Origin of the sequence: Amycolatopsis sp. NPDC004079, assembly GCF_040610415.1 — a bacterium.
Taxonomy (GTDB): Bacteria; Actinomycetota; Actinomycetes; order Mycobacteriales; family Pseudonocardiaceae; genus Amycolatopsis; species Amycolatopsis halotolerans.
In genome coordinates, this window is record NZ_JBEXMH010000001.1 from 378,502 (window position 1) to 395,899 (window position 17,398).

At 70.7% G+C, this 17,398-nt stretch carries 10 protein-coding genes; 7 read left to right on the plus strand and 3 right to left on the minus strand.

What is annotated here, in order from left to right:
• The first annotated feature begins 104 nt into the window (after window positions 1-104).
• Genes ABZX37_RS01675 through ABZX37_RS01685 form a run of 3 tightly spaced genes read left to right on the plus strand, consistent with a single transcriptional unit; the run spans window position 105 to window position 2,477 of the window.
• Complete coding sequence (locus ABZX37_RS01675) at window positions 105-632, plus strand: hypothetical protein (protein ID WP_354735039.1); 528 nt, start codon at window positions 105-107, stop codon at window positions 630-632.
• Window positions 633-641: 9 nt separating this feature from the next.
• Entirely contained in the window at window positions 642-1,454 is an 813-nt protein-coding gene (locus tag ABZX37_RS01680; RefSeq protein ID WP_354735040.1) for a DUF3592 domain-containing protein, read from the plus strand.
• A 21-nt stretch (window positions 1,455-1,475) separates the two neighbouring features.
• Window positions 1,476-2,477 (plus strand): hypothetical protein, encoded by a 1,002-nt coding sequence (locus ABZX37_RS01685; protein WP_354735041.1) that lies wholly within the window; start codon window positions 1,476-1,478, stop codon window positions 2,475-2,477.
• Here ABZX37_RS01685 and ABZX37_RS01690 read toward each other — a convergent pair whose 3' ends face one another.
• The gene (locus ABZX37_RS01690) at window positions 2,478-3,647 is read right to left on the minus strand and encodes a helix-turn-helix domain-containing protein (RefSeq protein WP_354735042.1); all 1,170 of its coding nucleotides are present in this window, start codon (window positions 3,645-3,647) and stop codon (window positions 2,478-2,480) included.
• 80 nt (window positions 3,648-3,727) lie between these two features.
• Here ABZX37_RS01690 and ABZX37_RS01695 point away from each other — a divergent pair, with 80 nt between their 5' ends.
• From ABZX37_RS01695 to ABZX37_RS01710, 4 genes are read left to right on the plus strand one after another with little or no spacing between them, the layout of a single operon-like run.
• Window positions 3,728-5,776 (plus strand): acetate--CoA ligase family protein, encoded by a 2,049-nt coding sequence (locus tag ABZX37_RS01695; protein ID WP_354735043.1) that lies wholly within the window; start codon window positions 3,728-3,730, stop codon window positions 5,774-5,776.
• Window positions 5,769-7,088 carry an alkyl sulfatase dimerization domain-containing protein gene (locus ABZX37_RS01700; protein WP_354735044.1) on the plus strand — a complete coding sequence of 440 codons (1,320 nt, stop codon included), beginning with the start codon at window positions 5,769-5,771 and terminating at the stop codon, window positions 7,086-7,088. Before ABZX37_RS01695 ends, ABZX37_RS01700 begins: the two co-directional genes overlap by 8 nt.
• Before the next feature lie 50 nt (window positions 7,089-7,138).
• Window positions 7,139-8,461: an MFS transporter gene (locus ABZX37_RS01705; protein WP_354735045.1), complete on the plus strand. Its 1,323-nt coding sequence runs from the start codon at window positions 7,139-7,141 to the stop codon at window positions 8,459-8,461.
• On the plus strand, window positions 8,461-9,642 hold the full coding sequence (locus ABZX37_RS01710) for an alkyl sulfatase dimerization domain-containing protein (protein WP_354735046.1): 1,182 nt from the start codon (window positions 8,461-8,463) through the stop codon (window positions 9,640-9,642). The genes ABZX37_RS01705 and ABZX37_RS01710 overlap by 1 nt, the downstream gene beginning before the upstream one ends.
• 372 nt (window positions 9,643-10,014) lie before the next feature.
• On the opposite strand, the gene ABZX37_RS01715 is transcribed toward ABZX37_RS01710, so the two are convergent.
• Both ABZX37_RS01715 and ABZX37_RS01720 read right to left on the minus strand, forming a co-directional pair.
• Window positions 10,015-11,232: a cytochrome P450 gene (locus tag ABZX37_RS01715; RefSeq protein WP_354735047.1), complete on the minus strand. Its 1,218-nt coding sequence runs from the start codon at window positions 11,230-11,232 to the stop codon at window positions 10,015-10,017.
• Window positions 11,229-17,000: a type I polyketide synthase gene (locus tag ABZX37_RS01720; RefSeq protein ID WP_354735048.1), complete on the minus strand. Its 5,772-nt coding sequence runs from the start codon at window positions 16,998-17,000 to the stop codon at window positions 11,229-11,231. The genes ABZX37_RS01715 and ABZX37_RS01720 overlap by 4 nt, the downstream gene beginning before the upstream one ends.
• Between the last annotated feature and the right edge of the window lie 398 nt (window positions 17,001-17,398).

The following is a 17,398-nucleotide window of genomic DNA, read 5'->3' on the forward strand; positions in this document are numbered from 1 at the left end:
CCCTGACCAGCATCAACGCACCCCACGACCGCAAAACCTGGGTTCGGTAGCGCCCCGCCCGCCCGAAGCTGTGTCCAGCACACCGACACGGCGAAAGGCATCCCATGTTCAAGAAGATCCGCGACAAGATCAACGAGGCCACCCAGCAGGGCATGGCCCGCGGCGCACAGGATTTCCAGCAGCACGCCGAGCAGTTCCGGCAGGCAGCCGCCGCGCAGGGGCACGACATCACCCCGCAGCTGCCGACTCCGCAGCTGGCCGCGCAGGCGTTCCGCACCGTCGCCGCCGACCCGGCGACGGCGGCCTTTATGGCGCTGCCGATGGAGGAGCAACTGCGCCAGCAGCAGGAACTCCAGGCCTACGGCACCGAACTGCGCCGGCTCTACGACACCGGCGAGAAGGCCACGCTGGTGATCCGCGCGCTGGAGCCGACCGGCCGGACGGTCGCCGGGCAGGCGCAGTACACCGCGACGCTGGAGGTCACCCGCGCCGACGGCATGATGTACCGGACGGTCACCCCGCTGATCACCCCGCAGGCGACGATCCAGCAGTACGCGCCCGGGACCCGCCACGAAGCCCGCCTCGACCCCGCCGACCCGGCCAAGGTCGCCGTGTTCGGCCCGATCGCGTAGGCGGGCGCGGTGTTCAGCTTATTCGCGTTCGGCCTGTCGGACGATCCTGAAGAGACCCGGGCGTCGAGCAGGCGGCTGTGGCTGCTCGGGCTTCCCACGACGCTCGCCTGGGCGGTCGCCGGCTGGTCGGGCGCACTCGGGCTGCTGGACGGCTTCCGGCTGATGTCGCTGAACCGCGTCGGCGCGTGGGGGGCCGACGCGGGACCGGCGGGGTCGCTCGTGCTGTTCTTCAGCCTGGCGGTCACGGTGGCCTCGTCGCTCGGCTTCGCCATGCTGTGGGGCGGCGGAATGTCGTTGCGCCGCATGGGCATCAGCTTCCGCGCGAGCTCGCTGGCCGCGGCGCTCGGGGTGACGCTGGGCAGCGGCGTGGCGGCTCCGTCGTGGACGCCGCCGGAATCCGTGGGCGAACGGCTGCCCTTCCTCGACGGCAAGGCCGAGCCGTGGTCCGATGTGGACTGGGTCGTCTACTACGAGCCGTTCCTGGTGCCCGCGGTGGCCGGGCTCATCGCGCTGGTCCTGATCATCGTGCTGCTGCGGTCGTTCCTTCGCGCGGCCGAGGCGGACGACCGCGAGCAGGCGCTGCTCCGCTCCGGCCGTCAGGTGACGGGTTTTCTCACCCGCGTGGACTTCACGAACGTCTGGGTCATGGGGAATCCGCGATTCGCCGTCACCGTGCGGTTTCCCACCGAGACCGGCGAACGCGAGGTCGTGACGACCATGATCACGTCGCTGTTCCAAGCCCCTTCGCAGGGTTCGGCGGTGAAGGTCCGCTACGACCCGCAGGATCCGAAAGCCGTTCTGGTGGAACCGATTTCCCTCTGACCGCCGCAAGGGAGCACTTCCATGGCAGCCATCCGCACGATCGCGTTCGGTTTCCTGACCGGTCTGGTCATCGGAGCGACCCTGTGTTCGCTCGTCGTCGGGGTCATCCTCGAGAGTGTTCCGTTGTTCGTGGCCGGCCTGGGAATTCCGGCCGGCTACGGCATTCTCGTGTACCTCGGCGGCATGCCACGCCGCGCCCGCGAAGCGGCCGTGCCACCTGTCGTGGCGCTCGCGCGGATCGAAAGCCTCCGCGCCGGAGGCACCGAAACAGGCGATCTCCCGGTCGAATTCATCCTCACGGTCGCGCCGGACGGGGCCCCGTCCCATCGCGCGGCGATGACCCACACTGTCAATCTGGTCGATCTCCCGCAGTACCGCACGGGCGACGTCCTGGTGGTCGTGTACCCGCCGGAGCGGCCGTGGAAGGTGCGGCTCGTCTCCAATCCTTCGCCGGAATGGCAGCGCCGGGCGGCGAACGCGGTCATCGAACCCGCGGCTGAGTCCGCTTTGGTCCACCCGCCGCCGGAAGGCTGCGCGGCCGGTGTCCTGACCTTGCTCGGCCTGCTGCTCGGCGCGGGCGCCGTCCTCGGGCTCTTCCGCGTCGAACTGTTCGCTCCGGACTCGAGCGCCCCGGCACCGCCGCCGCCCGCGTCGTCCGAGGTGACCTCGTCAGGCTCCGCGACGGTCGACGTCGGCCCGGACCGGTCCTTGCTGGACGAGGGAGAGCTGCGCCGTGCCGTCGATGGGCTGGCCCAGAGCATTGACGTCTCGCAGACGCTCACCGCGGTCGTCCAGGAACACCGGCTGACCGTCGTTTTCGCGCCGACCGGAGTCCAGGTCCCGCGCTTCGATCTCCGCTCGCTGCCCGTCGACCAGATTCCCGGCTCGGTCCGAAAAGCCTTGCGCACCATCGACGTCGGCACGCCGCAAACCTGGCAGGTCACCGTCGTCCAGCTGCCGACGGCTCGCACCATTCGCGTCACGGTCACCGGACCCAACGGCAGCGGTTCTCTCGCCGGATGATCAGCCCGCCAAGCCCAGCGACGCGCCGAGCAGCAACAGCCCTTTGGCAGTACGCGGATCCGCACCGGTCAGGTTCGCGATCCGCGACAGGCGATTGTCCACCGTGTTCGGATGGACGTGCAGCTTCCGCGCCGTCTCACGACGGTTGAAATCAGTCTCGAAGTACGTCCGGAGCGTCGTCGTCAGATCAGGCTCGCCGCCCAGCCGCTCCGCCAGCGCACGCAGCTGAGGCGTCGCCGCACTGTCGTGATTCAACTGGTACTCGAAAAGATGATCCGCAAGCACCGCAACGGTGTCAGGAGCCGAATTCAACCGCAGCAAACGTTCTGCCTCCGCCACCGCCGCCGGGATTTCCGACAGATCCGCCGCGTGCGCGAACGCCCCGGTGATCTCCACGCCCGTCGTCTGATGCGCCCGCAGAACAGCCTGCCGAGCCTCGATCAGCGCCGCCTCTCCACTGTCCGAAGCAGCCGGAAGCAACAGCAGCCCGCCATCCGGATCCAAGGCGGCCAGGACGTCTCCGGACAGTTCTCGACGCAGGTGCTGCAACAGCAACCGCGCTTTCCGCTGTCCTGCCAGATGCCGGCCGACCGCGTCGCCGACTGAATCCGCCGGGTCCGCGGCGAAGCGCAGGGCCAGCACGCCGTACGCCGAGGCGAGCCGGACGTCGGCCGGTTCCGGGACGAACTCCCCCGCCGCCAGCCGCCGGACCAGGGCCCGTGCCGCCTCGCGTTGTTCGTGGTCCGCGGTCTGGAATTCCTTCTGGTGCGCCTGCACGGCCGCGTTCAGCACCTGGTGCAGGCACTTCAGCAGCACCGCGGTCGTCTCGCCGGGCGGCGACCCCTCGGACAGGTCCTGGATCTCCGCCCACATCTCCTCGGCCGCCAGCAGGTACGCGTGCACGAATTCGCTGACCGGCAGCCCCTCCGCGCCCCGCTCCCGGCCGCGCCGGCGGAACAGCTCCAGTTCGTCCTCGCGCAGCTCGTCGTGCTCCCGCACGGCGCGCGCGAACATCCGGCCGAACTCGCGGCAGGTGTGCGCCATGTGGAGGTGCAGGTGCGCGGGCACCTGGCCCCGGTAGTGCGGGGACGTCTCGACGTACCGGCGGATCGTCCGCTCGCCCATCTTCGGCAGCCGGTGCTCGAAGCTGCGCCACGACAGCTGTGACATGTCACAGCACGGTAGCCGAAAACCTGGGCAATGTGCGCTACCAGCCGGATTGGCCAGGGGCGACAGTTGGGGTTGTGTCCATGACCGCGATCACAGGAGGCCCCGGACCCATGCGCTGCGAGCCGCTGTTCCGCCCGAAGTCGGTCGCCGTGGTCGGCGTGTCCGCGACCACCGCGCTGTCCTGGGGACGGATCGCGCTGGACCGGTTGCTGCGCGGCGGCTACGGCGGCGAGGTCTTCGCGGTCTCGCGCGGCCCGCTCGAGCTGCCCGGCGTACGGACGGTCGGCTCGCTCGCCGAGATCGGCTACGGCCCCGACCTCGTGGTCCTCGCGACCCCGGCGGAAACGGTCCCGGGGCTGGTCAGGCAGGCACGCGAACTCGGCTCCGGCGCGGTCATCGTCTTCGCCTCGGGTTTCGCCGAGGGCGGCAACCCCGCGCTGGAGGACGAACTGCGCGAGGCCGCCGGAGACCTGCCGGTGCTGGGCCCGAACTGCCTCGGCGTCGTGAGCCACCCCGCTGGGGTGCAGCTGTCCACGACTGTCTTCCTCGACCGCGAACGCGTCCCGCCGGGCCCGCTCGCGATCGTCACGCAGAGCGGCGCGATGGGGTTCGTGCTCGCTGACCTGCTCGAACAGGCCGGGATCGGCTACTCGTACTACGCGAGCGTCGGGAACGAAGCCTGCCTGTCCAGCCACGAGCTCGGCAGCTGCCTGCTCGACCAGCCGGACGTCGAGGTGCTCGTGCTCTACCTCGAAGGCGTGCGCGACGCGGACGGTCTCCGTGAACTCGGACGCCAGGCTAGAGCGGCGGGCAAGACCGTGGTGGCCCTCGCGGTGGGCAGCAGCGCCGCCGGTCGGCAGGCCGCGTTGTCGCACACCGCCGCCGTCGCCGGTGATCACTTCCTGCTCGCCTCGCTGTGCCGCCAAGAGGGCATTCACCTGGTCACGGACGACGACCAGCTCGTGGACGCCGTGCTCTGCGCCCGCAAAGGCACGACGCTTCCGCCTGCTCCGCGGCTGGCCGTGCTCACGATGTCCGGCGGCGCGGGCGGCATCCTCGCCGACAACCTCACCGCGCTGGGCGTCCGGATCCCGCCCTTGTCGGACGCGACGCGCGCGAAGCTCGCCGAGGTCGGCGGCGTCGAGGCGGCCGACGAGAACCCGGTCGATCTCGGCGGCAACATCGACCGCTGGCTCGACCGCGTCGGCGATCTCCTCGGCGCGCTCGACGAAGACCCGGAGCTGGACGGCGTCGTGCTCTATCTGACGTTCGGCGACCGGTTCCGGGAGGCGTATCACCGGCTTGCCGCCGCTGCCGCAGCGATGCGGACGCCGACGTGGTTCATCTGGGCATGTGCGCCGCCCGGCGAGCTGGCGAACGCCGGACGGCCGGACACCGTGCTGCCCAGCATCGGCGCTCTCGTACGACGGCTTCAGGTGCTGATCCCGGACCGGGTCCCGGAACCCGCGCACCAGGCTATCGGCGACGACCGTCCAGTGTGGACAGAACTGCGGGCCATTCCGCTGTTGGAGGACGCTGGCATCGCGCACGTGGAAACCGTCGCCGGGATCGATCTCGCTACTGCTGTTCAGCAAAACGGCTGGTCGGAGCCGTACGTGGTCAAGGGCGACGCCACCGACGTTCCGCATCGGGCCCGCGCCGGACTCGTCCGCGTCGGCGTCACAGCGGCCGAGCTGCCTGCAGTACTGGAGACGCTCCAGGCCCGCCTGGACGAGGTTTCCACCGACCCGGACCGCACCCTCGTCGTGCAGCCTCTGCTGCCGCACACCGCCGAACTCGCCCTCGGCGCGACGCGGGATCCGTTGTACGGCACCGCGATCGTCCTCGGCGCGGGCGGCGACCGTGCCGAAGACCCCACCGCACCCCGTCGGGCGCTGCTGCTCCCGGCAACCCCGGAGCAGCGGGCCGAACTGGCGGAGTGGGCGGGCGACGTCCTCGCCGCCCCGGTCCCCGCCGTCGCCGCCGCGATCGACGGGCTCGTCCGCATCCTCGGCGACCATCCGGAATTCGCCGAAGCCGACCTCAACCCGCTCTGCGTCACCGGCGACGACCTGGTCGCCGTCGACGCGCTGTTCACCGCGACTCTTCAGGAGGCATCCCGTGACTGACCTGCTCGACTACGCCGACAAAGTCTGGCGAGGCGAGGCCGACACCCGCGTTTACCACACCGGCGCGCTGCGCAAGGACGGTCTGCACGAGCTGGCCGAGGGCGTCTGGATGTGGCCGGCGTTCGGCAACGTCTTCCTCTTCCCGACCGCCGACGGCCTGTTCTGCTTCGACACCGGCGAACGCCGTACCGCCAAAGACCTCTTCGGCGCGACCCGCGCGCGCACCGATGCCCCGCTGCACACCGCCGTCTACTCGCACGGCCACATCGACCACGTCTTCGGCGTCGGGCCGTTCGACACCGAGGCCGAGGAACGCGGCTGGCGTCGCCCGTCGGTGCTGGCCCACGAGAACACGCCGCCGCGCTTCGAGCGGTACGAGCGCACCCGCGGCTACAACACGGTGATCAACCAACGGCAGTTCCAGTCGCCCGGCTTCCGCTGGCCGGACCGGTACCGGCACCCCGACCTCACCTACCGCGACACCACGACGCTGCGGATCGGCGACCTCGACGTCCAGCTGAAACACGGCCGCGGCGAGACGGACGACGCGACGATCGCGTGGCTGCCCGACCGGAAAATCCTGTGCTGCGGCGACTTTTTCATCTGGTCCTCCCCCAACCCGGGCAATCCGCAGAAGGTCCAGCGCTACGCCGCCGAGTGGGCGCAGGCGCTGCGCTGGATGGCCGGGCTCGGCGCGGAACTGCTGCTGCCCGGGCACGGCGTGCCGATCGTCGGCGCGGACCGGATCCGGACCGCGCTGTCGGACACCGCCGAGTTCCTCGAAACCCTGCACGACCAGACCGTGGACGCGATGAACGCCGGAGCCACGCTCGACGAGGTGGTGCACGGCGTCACCGCACCTGCCGAACTGCTGGCCAAGCCATACCTGAAACCGTCGTACGACGAGCCGGAATTCGTCGTCCGCAACGTCTGGCGGCTCTACGGCGGCTGGTACGACGGCAACCCGGCCAACCTGAAACCCGCCCGCCGCGCCGACCTGTCGCGCGAACTCGCCGACCTGTCCGGCGGCTCCGACCGGCTGGCCGCGCGGGCGCGGGAACTGCTCGCGGCCGGGCAACACCGGCTGGCCGGGCACTTCGCGCAGCTCGCCGTGGACGCGGCCCCGGACGACGAGACCGCGCACACCGCCCGCGCGGAAGTCTTCACCGCACTGGAAAAAGCGGCGACCTCGACGATGGCGAAGGGTGTCTACGCCTGGGCCGCCGCCGAATCCCAAGCCGTGCTGGACGGCACCGACCGCGCCGAGCAACTGCGCGCCCGCACCGCGGGCCGCACCCGCTGGGCCTTCTGAGTTTTCTGTACCACCCCGTCCGACAACGACGTTGAAATGGGGACCCCACGATGAACGCTCCCGCCCTCCCCGCCGAAACCGCCGCCCGCCGGCGCACCCGCGGCACCAGCGCCCGCGGCTGGGTCGTCACCGGGCTGCTGCTGGTGTTCATGCTGATCAACTTCGCGGACAAGGCCGTGCTCGGGCTCGCCGCGAAGCCGCTGATGCACGATCTCGGCCTGACGCCCGAGGCGTACGGCCTGATCAGCAGCGGGTTCTACTTCCTGTTCAGCATTTCCGCGATCGTGGTCGGCTTCGTGTCGAACCGCGTGCCGACGAAGTGGATCCTGCTGGTGCTGGGCGTCGTCTGGGCGCTGACCCAGGCCCCGATGCTCGGCACCGTCGGGTTCGGCGCGGTGCTGGTCAGCCGGATCGTCCTCGGCGCGGCCGAAGGACCGGCGAATCCACTGGCCATGCACGCGGCGTACAAGTGGTTCCCCAACGAGAAACGCGGCTTGCCGAGCGCGTTGCTGAACGCCGGTTCCGGCATCGGCGTGGCGCTGGCGTCGCCGCTGCTGACGGCGCTGATCGTCGGCTACGGCTGGCGGTGGGCGTTCTTCGCGCTGCTTGTCGTCGGCCTCGTGTGGTCGTTGCTGTGGGCGATCTTCGGACGGGAGGGCAAGGTCGCGGGGACCGCGTCCGTGCACGCGGACGAGGCCAAGACCGAAGCGGACGAACCCCGCGTGCCCTACCGCCGAATCCTGCTGAGCGGCACGTGGCTCGGCGGCTTCCTGGCCGGTTTCGCCGCGTACTGGGCGCTTTCCGTGCTGGTCGCGTGGGTGCCGCACTACCTCGAGACGGCGTTGCACTACAGCACGGTGACCACCGGGACGCTGGTCGCGCTGCCGTGGATCGCGTCCGTCGTCTTCAATCTCGCCCAGGGCGCGCTCAGCGACCGCTTGATGCGGCGCGGAGTGTCGAGCCGGGTCGCCCGCGGTGTGCTCGGCGGCATCGCGGTGCTCGTTTCCGGTCTCGCGATGCTGCTGTTCCCGCACACCGGGGGCTGGTTCCAGATCGCGTTGCTGACCGTCGCGTTCAGCCTCGGCGGGGTCATGTTCGCGCTCGGCGTCACGATGAACGCCGAGATCAGCCCGACCCGGCAGCGCGGCGCGGTGCTGTCGATCAGCGTCGGGCTGGTCACCACGGCGGGATTGCTCGCCCCGTACCTCACCGGGCGGCTGATCCAAGCCGCTTCGTCGCCCGAGGGCGGCTTCACGCTCGCCTTCACGATCAGCGGTCTGCTGTCCATTGTGGGCGGTCTGCTCGCGATGTTCTTCGTCAACCCGGACCGCACCGCGCGGCGGCTCGGACTCCGCACCGAGGTGGTCAGCTGATGCCTTTCCAAGACACCAAAAACCCGCTCCACGGCACCGGTGAGATCACCGAGGTCGCGCCCGGCGTCCGCTCGATCGGCCTGCAGGGCAACAGCCTGGCAGTGGAAACTCCCTCGGGTCTCGTCGTGGTCGACACCGGCCCGTCTCCGGACCTCGTCGCGCCGGTACTGGACCAGCTCAGCGAACCGGTGCGCTGGATCGTCTACAGCCACGGCCATCTCGGCTACAACTACGGCGTACCCGGGTTCTTCGACTACGCGGCTGCCCATGGCGAACGCCGCCCGGCCGTCGTCGCGCACGAGAACGTCGTCCGGCGCTACCGGCGGTATCTGGAGACCGCCGGGTTGCAGAACCACATCAACACCCGGCAGTTCCGCCGTCCGATGGCCGACCTGACGGCCCCGCCACCGGTCACCTTCCCCGACCAGACCTACCGGGAAGCGATGACCCTGGCCCCGGACGTCCGGCTGCTGTGGGCCCCGTCCGAAACCGACGACGTGACCGCCGTGTGGCTGCCGTCCCAGCGGGTTCTGTACGGGAGCGCGGCGGTGATCAACGGCATCCCCAACATCGGGACGCCGATGCGCACCATGCGCGACACCGTCCGCTGGGCCGACACGTTGGATCGCCTCGCCGCGTTGAACCCCGCTGTCCTGGTGCCGGAATTCGGCCCCGTCATCCGCGAGGATCCGGTCCGGCAGCTCACCATGACCGCCGCCGCCCTCCGGTGGCTGCGGAGCGCGGTCGTGGACCAGCTCAACCGGGGCCGGCGAGCAGACGACATCGTGCACGACCTCCTGTACCCGGCCGAGCTGTTCGACGTGCCGTGGATGCGCGAGCACTACGGGCACCGGGAGTACATCGTCCGCGATATCGTCCGCTCGGAAACCGGCTGGTGGGACGGAAATCCGACGACCCTGCACCCGTCCCGCCCAGACGCCGCGGCCGCCGCCCGGGCCGAGGCGATCACGGACAAGCAGGCGGTGCTCGACCACGCCGAGCGGCTGCGCGCGGACGGGCGGGCGCAGGAGGCGTTGCATGTGATCGATCTGCTGGCGCTCGCGCCTGGGGACGACCCGCTGGTCAAGCAGGCGCGGGCGGTAAAGGAGGAACTGTGCGCGGTTCGAGCTGCGGAGGCGAGTAGTTACGTGTCGCGGAGCTTCTATCGCAGCGGTTGGTGACGCCGCCGAGATCCGGCCGCGGTTCGCGACGCGGAGGTCCGTGAGGGGAACCCTGATTCCCAATGCCAGGAACTTCAGGCTGTGATGCGGACGTGCTTCCGGCGCGTTCCCGCAGCTCAGCTGGCTCGATCCGGGTGAACGCACGTCGCTGTGGCCCCGCAGCGGAAGCCGGGTTGCGGTCCGTGAGGGACTCCTTGAGGGAACCTGATTCCCTCAAGGAGTCCCTCACGGACTTCAAGACGCGGCCACATAGTGGCAAATCGGGCATTTCGGTGCCGTTTTCGTCCTTTGTGGACGGTCAGCGGACCGAGGTCGCGCGGCTTGATGACTCTGATTCCGTCAGGGTTCCCCTCACGAACCTTGGCAAACCCGTCACTGCGCGGGCAACGCCTCGGTCCAAGTCAACTCCAGCCGCTCCGGCCCCCGCTGCCGCCGCGCGCTCAGCCACGGCACGTCGGCCGCGTCCACCGCCAACCCCAGATCCGGGAACCGCGCCAGCAGCGTCCCCAACGCGACCTGCAGTTCCAGCCGCGCCATCTGGGCGCCGAGGCAGTGGTGCGGGCCGTGGCCGAAGCCGACGTGGTGGTTGCGCGGGCGGGCCAGGTTGAGATCCTCCGGGCACTCGAACACGGTCGCGTCGCGGTTGGCGCCGTCGACGTCGGCGAACACCGCCTCGCCCTTGCGGATCAGCTGGCCGCCGATTTCGACGTCCTCGCTGGCGATGTGCGCGAAACTGGCGCTCGCGCTGAGCGGGACGAACCGCAGCAACTCCTCGACCGCCGACGGCATCAGGCTGGGATCCGAGCGCAGGCGGGCCAGCTGGTCCGGGTTCGTCAGCAGGGTGTAGAGCAGGTTGGAGATGTGGTTCGCGGTCGTCTCGTGCCCGACTGCCAGGATGCCGCCGGACAGGTCGATCAGCTCGCCCTCAGTCAGCCTGCCCTCGTCGTCGCGGGCCCGCACCAGTGCGCCGATCAGGTCGTCGGTGGGGGTTTCCCGGCGTTCCGCGACCAGACCGGCGATGTAACCCCACAGTTCGCGCTGCGCGGTCATGATCGCGGTGTGGTCCGAGCCGTCGCCGCTGAGCATCAGCATCGTGTCGGTCCAGGTGTGCACCTTCTCGCGATCCTCCTGCGGCACCCCGAGCAGCTCGCACAGCGCGGTGATCGGCAGCGGGATCGAGAACGACGACACCAGGTCGACCGGCGGGCCCTGCTCGATCATCCGGTCGATCAGGCCGTCGGTGATCTCCTGGACGCGCGGGCGCAGCGTTTCCACCCGTTTCGGGGTGAACGCGGCCGCGACGAGCCGGCGCAGCCGGGAGTGCGTCGGCGGGTCCATCGTGATGATCGAGCTCTCGCTCTCGATCGCCTCGGTCCCGCGCGGCGCGTCCTTGCCGACGGTCAGGCTGCGCATCAGCCGCCGGTCCACCAGCACGGCCCGCACGTCCTCGTATCGCGTCGCCAGCCAGGCCTCGCCGCCGTACGGCAGCCGCACCCGGCTCATTCCAGGCTGCTCGCGCATCTGGCCGTACCGGGCGTCGACCGCCAGCGCCGACGGTGCGAACGGGTACGGGCACACTTCAGTGTTCACGACGAACTCCCAAGTCCGGTAACGGTTTCCACGATCGGTTCTGCCACGGATTCCAGCCACGCCCCGACAGCCGACGCCGTGCTCTCCGCGTCCTCGGCGACGATGCTGAAATGGTCCCCGGGCACGGTTTCCCCGCGGTCGGCTCGCGACCACGTCGTCTGCCACGCCGTCCCCGCCACGTCCCCGAAGCTGCGGGCGGAGCGCAGCAGCACCGCGGGAACCCGGATGTCCGGCGGTCCCGCGGCGGCCAGAAGGCCGAGGTAGCGGCCCATGGCGGTCAGCTGCGCCCGGTCGAACCCGCCTTCGTCCTCGCGGGACAGCACTTCCCCGGCCATCGCGTGAACGGCGTTCTCGGCCGGGCCGCCCATCTCGTAGGTGTCCAGCAGGCACACGCCCGCCGGGGCACGGCCGGTGCGGGCCAGTTCCGCCGCCACAGCTTCGGCCAGCAACCCGCCGGACGAATATCCCAGCAGCGCGAAGGGTTCGTCGTCGGCCACTTCGCGCGCCTGGCCGGCGAGGGTGGTGACGAGCGTGGCGAGGTCGGCCGGAAGCGGCTCGTCCGCGGTGAAGCCGGGCAGGGACAGCACGCAGACGCGCCGGTCGCCGCGGAACGGCGCGGCCAAGCGTCCATATTGGACGGCACCGGTCATCGCGGCCGGTGAGGGCACGCACAGCAGCGCGGGACGCTGTGGCCCCTCGGCGAGCCGTACTGGCCGAGATGTCCCGATCGCCGTGCTGAACGACTCGCGCAGATTCGCCGCGGCCCCCAGCAGGGCGACGCCATCTGGCACCCGACCCGCCGCTACTGCCTCGGCGAACAGCCGGGCGACCGGATCCGCCGGCACCGGAGCGGAAGGCTCGGCCGGAGTGTCCGAAAAGGACTCGTTCAGGAATTCGGCCAGGTCCGCGACCGTCGGATGGTCGAACACCAGGGTCGCGCCGAGAGTCAGGCCGGTCAGTTCGGCGAGCCGGTTGCGCACCTGGACCGCGGTGAGCGAGTCGAAACCGAGATCCGGCAGCGCACGGCTGGGTTCAAGGGTCGCGCTGTGTCCGAGTACCGCCGCGACCTGCGCGCCGACCAGTTCCGCCAACCGCTCCCGGCGCTCGGCAGGTGGGGTGCGGCGCAGTCGTCCGGCGGCGGAACCGCCTGCGCGCCGGGTGGTCCGCACGTGGCCGCGGAGCAGCGGCGGGACGTCGTCGCCACGCCACGCGTCGAGCCGCAGCGGGGCCAGTACCGGTGCCGGGTCGGCGAGGGCCGCGTCGAACAGCGCCAGACCTGCTTCAGCGGTGAGACCGCCGGTGCGTTCGTCGGAGTTCCACAGCCCCCAGGCCAGTGATTGAGCGGGCAGTCCGAGGCTGCGGCGGTGCTGGGCGAGTGCGTCGAGGAACGCGTTCGCTGCCGCGTAGTTCGCCTGGCCCGGCGCGCCGAGGAGGCCTGCCGCAGACGAGAACAGGACGAACTTGTCCACGTCACCGGCGAGTTCGTGCAGATTCCACGCGGCGGTGGCTTTGGCCTCGAACACCGCGTCGACCTGGTCCGCGGTCAACGACGTGAGCATCCCGTCGGCGAGGACTCCCGCCGCGTGCACGATCGCGGTGACCGGGTGCGCGGTCAGCAGCGCGGCGACGGCGGATCGGTCGGCGAGATCGCAGACCGCCACGTCGGCCTCCGCACCGAGCGCGGCCAGTTCGGCGGCGACGTCGTCCCCGCCCCGGCCGGTCCGGCTCGCCAGCACCAGCTTCCGTACGCCGTGGTGACGGACTAGGTGTTCGGCCGCCAACCGGCCGAGCTGCCCGGTCCCGCCGGTGATCAGCACCGGTCCCGGACCCCACTCCGCACTGTCGGCGGCTTCGACGGCGACCAAACGCGGGGTCAGGGTTCGATGGTCACGCACGACAATGGCTGGCTCGCGCACAGCGGCGATCAAGTCGTCGGACGGTGGCGCGTCCGTGTCCAGGTGCGTGATCCGGCCTGGGTGTTCGGTCTGCGCGGAGCGAATCAATCCGGCGACCGCCGCACCGGCCAGGTCGACCGGTTCACCGGGCAGTCCGGCCGCGTGCCGGGTGATCACCACGATCCGCCGGTCGTCCGCGAGCGCCGTGCGCAACGCGGCGAGGATCCGATGGACTTCGCGCTGTGCCGCCGCGGCGTCAGATCCCGGCGAAACGACCAAAGCCTGGACGTCCTCCGCCGCTCCGCCGGACAGGGTGCATTCGGTCCATTCCGGACGGAGCAACGATCCTGAGCGGGGAGCCCGCCGCACGCCGGTGACCGGCCGCAACGCCAGTGAACCGATCGTGGCCACCGGATGGCCCGAGCAGTCCGACAAGGACAGGGAGACCGTATTCTCCCCCAACGGTTTCACCCGCACTCGAAGCTCGGAGCTGCCGGGCGACCACAAGTCCACTTCGGACCACGAGTACGGCAGCAGCGTCCCCGCGCCGGCAGCCGGGCCGAGGCCGACAGCGTGCAGAGCTGAATCGGCGAGCCCTGGGTGGAGGCCGAACTCAGCGGCATCCAGCACCGCGGATTCCGGCAGCGCGACTTCGGCGAACACCTCGTCCCCGCGCCGCCAAGCGGTCTTCAGCCCTTGGAACAACGGACCGTACTCGACACCGCGCTCGGCGAGTAGCTCGTACATCCCGTCGAGATCGATCTCCTCGGCCCCGGCAGGCGGCCAAGCCGGAGCGGTCTCAGGCGCCGGGCCAGCCGGAGCCAGCGCACCGTCGGCGTGCCGCACCCAGGGTGCGTCGCCCGTCTGCGCGTGGATGCTCAACGGACGCACCCCAGCCTCATCAGCCCCACCGACCCGGACTTGAACCCGGACCCCGTCGGCCGCCAGCACCAACGGCGCGTGCACGGTCAGCTCGCGAACGCGCGTGTCTCCCGACTCCTCACCGGCACGCAGGGCGAGTTCCAGGAACCCGGTGCCGGGAAACAGCACTGAGCCGCCGACGGCGTGTCCGGCCAGCCACGGCTGCGCGGCGACCGAAATCCGGCCGTGCAACAGGAATCCGTCGCCGTCGGCTAGCGGAACCGCGGCCCCCAGCAACGGGTGCCCGGCAGCTTCGAGCCCGGTCGCGGACAGGTCGCCCGCCTCGGCCGAACCGGACAGCCAGTAGCGTTCCCGCTGGAAGGCGTAGGTCGGCAGGTCCACGAACCCCGCTTCGCGCGGCGCGAGAACTGCGGCCCAGTCCAGGGTTACGCCGTCGGCGTGCAGCGCCCCGATCGCCTCGGCGATGGCGACGTCCTCCGGCACGCCCCGGCGCAGCGCGGCGACGGCCAGCGGAGCGTCCGGAAGCAGCGCCGTGAGCGGCCCGTCCGCGCCAAGTTCGAGAAATCGGGTGACGCCTTGGCTCTCCAGCGTGCGGACCGCATCGCCGAACCGGACCGTGCGGCGGATGTTGCGAACCCAGTAGTCCGCGTCGAAGGAGTCGATCGGCTCGCCAGTCACGGTGGAGACGACCGGCAGCGCGGGTTCGGCGTACGTCACTCGCGCCGCGATCGCGCGGAACGGCTCCAGCACCGGATCCATCAGCCGCGAATGGCAGGCCACCGAGACCGCCAGCCGCTTGGTGCGCCGCCCCGCAGCGGAGAACCGGGCGACGGCGGCCAGCACCGCCGCTTCCTCCCCGGAGACGACGACCGCTCGCGGACCATTGACCGCGGCCACATCGACCGCCTCCCCAGCGACGGCAACCGCTCGCGGATGGTTGCTCGCCGCGACATCGACCGCCTCCCCAGCGAGTTCCTCCGGCTCCGCCTCGATCGCCGCCATCACGCCGCGCGGCTGGGCCTGCATCAGCGTCGCCCGCGCGACGACCAGCTCCGCCGCGTCCGCGAGCGTCAGCACTCCCGCACAATGCGCGGCCGCCAGCTCGCCCCCGGAATGTCCGCAAAGGACGTCCGGTTGCAGCTGCCACGACTCGGCCAGCCGGAACAACGCGACCTCGATCGCGAACAACCCCGCCTGGCTGTAGCGGAACTCGTCGAGCGCGCCGCCGATCGCCTCCCGCAGCGGACGGTCCAGATGTCGATCGAGTTCCGCGCAAGCAGCGGCATAAGCGGCGGCGAACACCGGATACGCGGCGGCCAGTTCCTCGCCCATGCCTGTCCGCTGTGAACCGGCGCCCGAGAACAGGAACGCCAACGGCCCCTCGCCACGCGCCGCTCGGGCGGACGGTTCTTCCAGTCCGGCGAGCAGTTCGTCCCGATCGCGCGCGACGACAGCCGTGCGGTGTTCCAGGTGGGTGCGGCCGGTCGCGAGCGTCCAAGCGACGTCCGCCGGACGGAGATCCGGCTCCTCCCGCACCCGCTCGGCCAGCCGGTCTGCCTGCGCCCGCAGGGCCGCCAGATCGCGCCCGCTGAGCGCCACCGGCACCGCCACTCCATCGCCCGCAGCGGTTTCGGCGGGTGCGGGAGCTTCCTCCACCACAACGTGAGCGTTCGTCCCGCTCAGCCCGAAACTCGATACCGCACCCCGGCGCGGCCGAGACCCACGCGGCCACGGCGTCGCCTCGGTCAGCAGCTCGACCTCGCCGGCGGACCAGTCGATCCGGCTGCTGGGCGCGTCCACGTGCAAGGTCTTGGGCAGCAGCTCGTGCCGCAACGCGAGCCCCAACTTCACCAGCCCAGCGACACCGGACGCGGCTTGCGTGTGCCCGAGATTGGACTTCAACGACCCGAGCCGCAGCGGAGCCCCGCCGCTCCGGTCCGCACCGTACGTCGCCAGAATCGCTTGCGCCTCAATGGGATCCCCGAGCGGCGTGGCGGTCCCGTGCGCCTCCACGACGTCGATCTGCGCGGCCGACAGCCGAGCCGACGCCAGCGCCTGCTTGATAACCCGGCGCTGCGCCGGACCGTTCGGCGCGGTGATGCCGTTCGACGCCCCGTCGGAATTGACCGCGCTCCCGCGAAGCACCGCCAAGATGGGGCGGTCGGATCGGCGCGCATCGGAAAGCCGTTGCAGCACCAGCATTACACAGCCCTCGGACCACGCCGTTCCGTCGGCGGACTCGGCGAAACTCCGGCACCGCGCGCCGCGAGACAACGTGCCGTCCTTGCTGAACTCGACGAAGGTGCGCGGCGTCGACATCACCGTCGCCCCGCCCGCGAGCGCGAGTTCGCACTCCCCCGCACGCAGCGCCTGTGCAGCCAGATGCACCGTGACCAGCGACGACGAACAGGCTGTGTCCACCGTGATCGCGGGGCCCTGCAACCCGAACGTGTAGGCGACCCGGCCGGACACCATTCCGGACGCGGCGAAACTGCCCGGGTAGTCGTGGTACATCACGCCGGTGAACACGCCGGTCCGGCTGCCGCCCAGCGAACGCGGCGGGATTCCGGCCCGCTCCAGGGATTCCCAGCCGGTTTCCAGCAGGAGCCGCAGCTGCGGGTCCATCAGGAGGGCGTCGCGGGGACTAATCCCGAAGAGCCCGGCGTCGAACTCCCCGGCACCGGTCAGGAATCCGCCTTCCCGCACGGAAATCGACCCGGGCCGGACCCCTTCGGGATCGTAAAGCCGCTCGACGTCCCAACCCCGGTCGTCCGGGAACCCGCCGATCGCGTCGCCGCCGTCCGAGAGGAGCCGCCACAACTGCTCCGGCGTCTCGATCCCGCCCGGCAGCCGGCATCCCGCGCCGACGATCGCGACCGGTTCCGCTCCCGCGGCCGCTCCGAGCAGCCGCCGGTTCTCGTCCTTGAGCCGATGATTCTCCTTCAGCGACGTACGCAATGCGGCGACCAGAGTGCGTTCGGACTCGCTCAACGGCCCCCCCAGGGCTAGATGTGCGGCGTGACCAGTCCGACATTACGCACCAACGGGATCACTGCCACCCCCTAGATAATGGGCCCCGGTGGCCGGTTCTCCCTCCGGTGTCGCTCGCGCACCGCGCTGAGCAGCGCGGGGATCTCCTTTTCCTCAGCGGAATTCCCGTCGTTCACCCCCTTTCTCCCGGGCTCCGGGATCGATTTGCTCGCGCTGGTGTTCGCCCAACAGCACCTCGCTGGTCACGGACGTCCAGGTTGTGCTGCCGGACGTAGTTGATCAACCCTCGGAGGAACGCGATGCCCGAACCGGCCAAGCGGGTTTTCGCGTCCAGCACCACGCCGACGCCAATCGCCACGATCGCCGCCGCCGCATCCCAACCACCAGCGACACGAGCG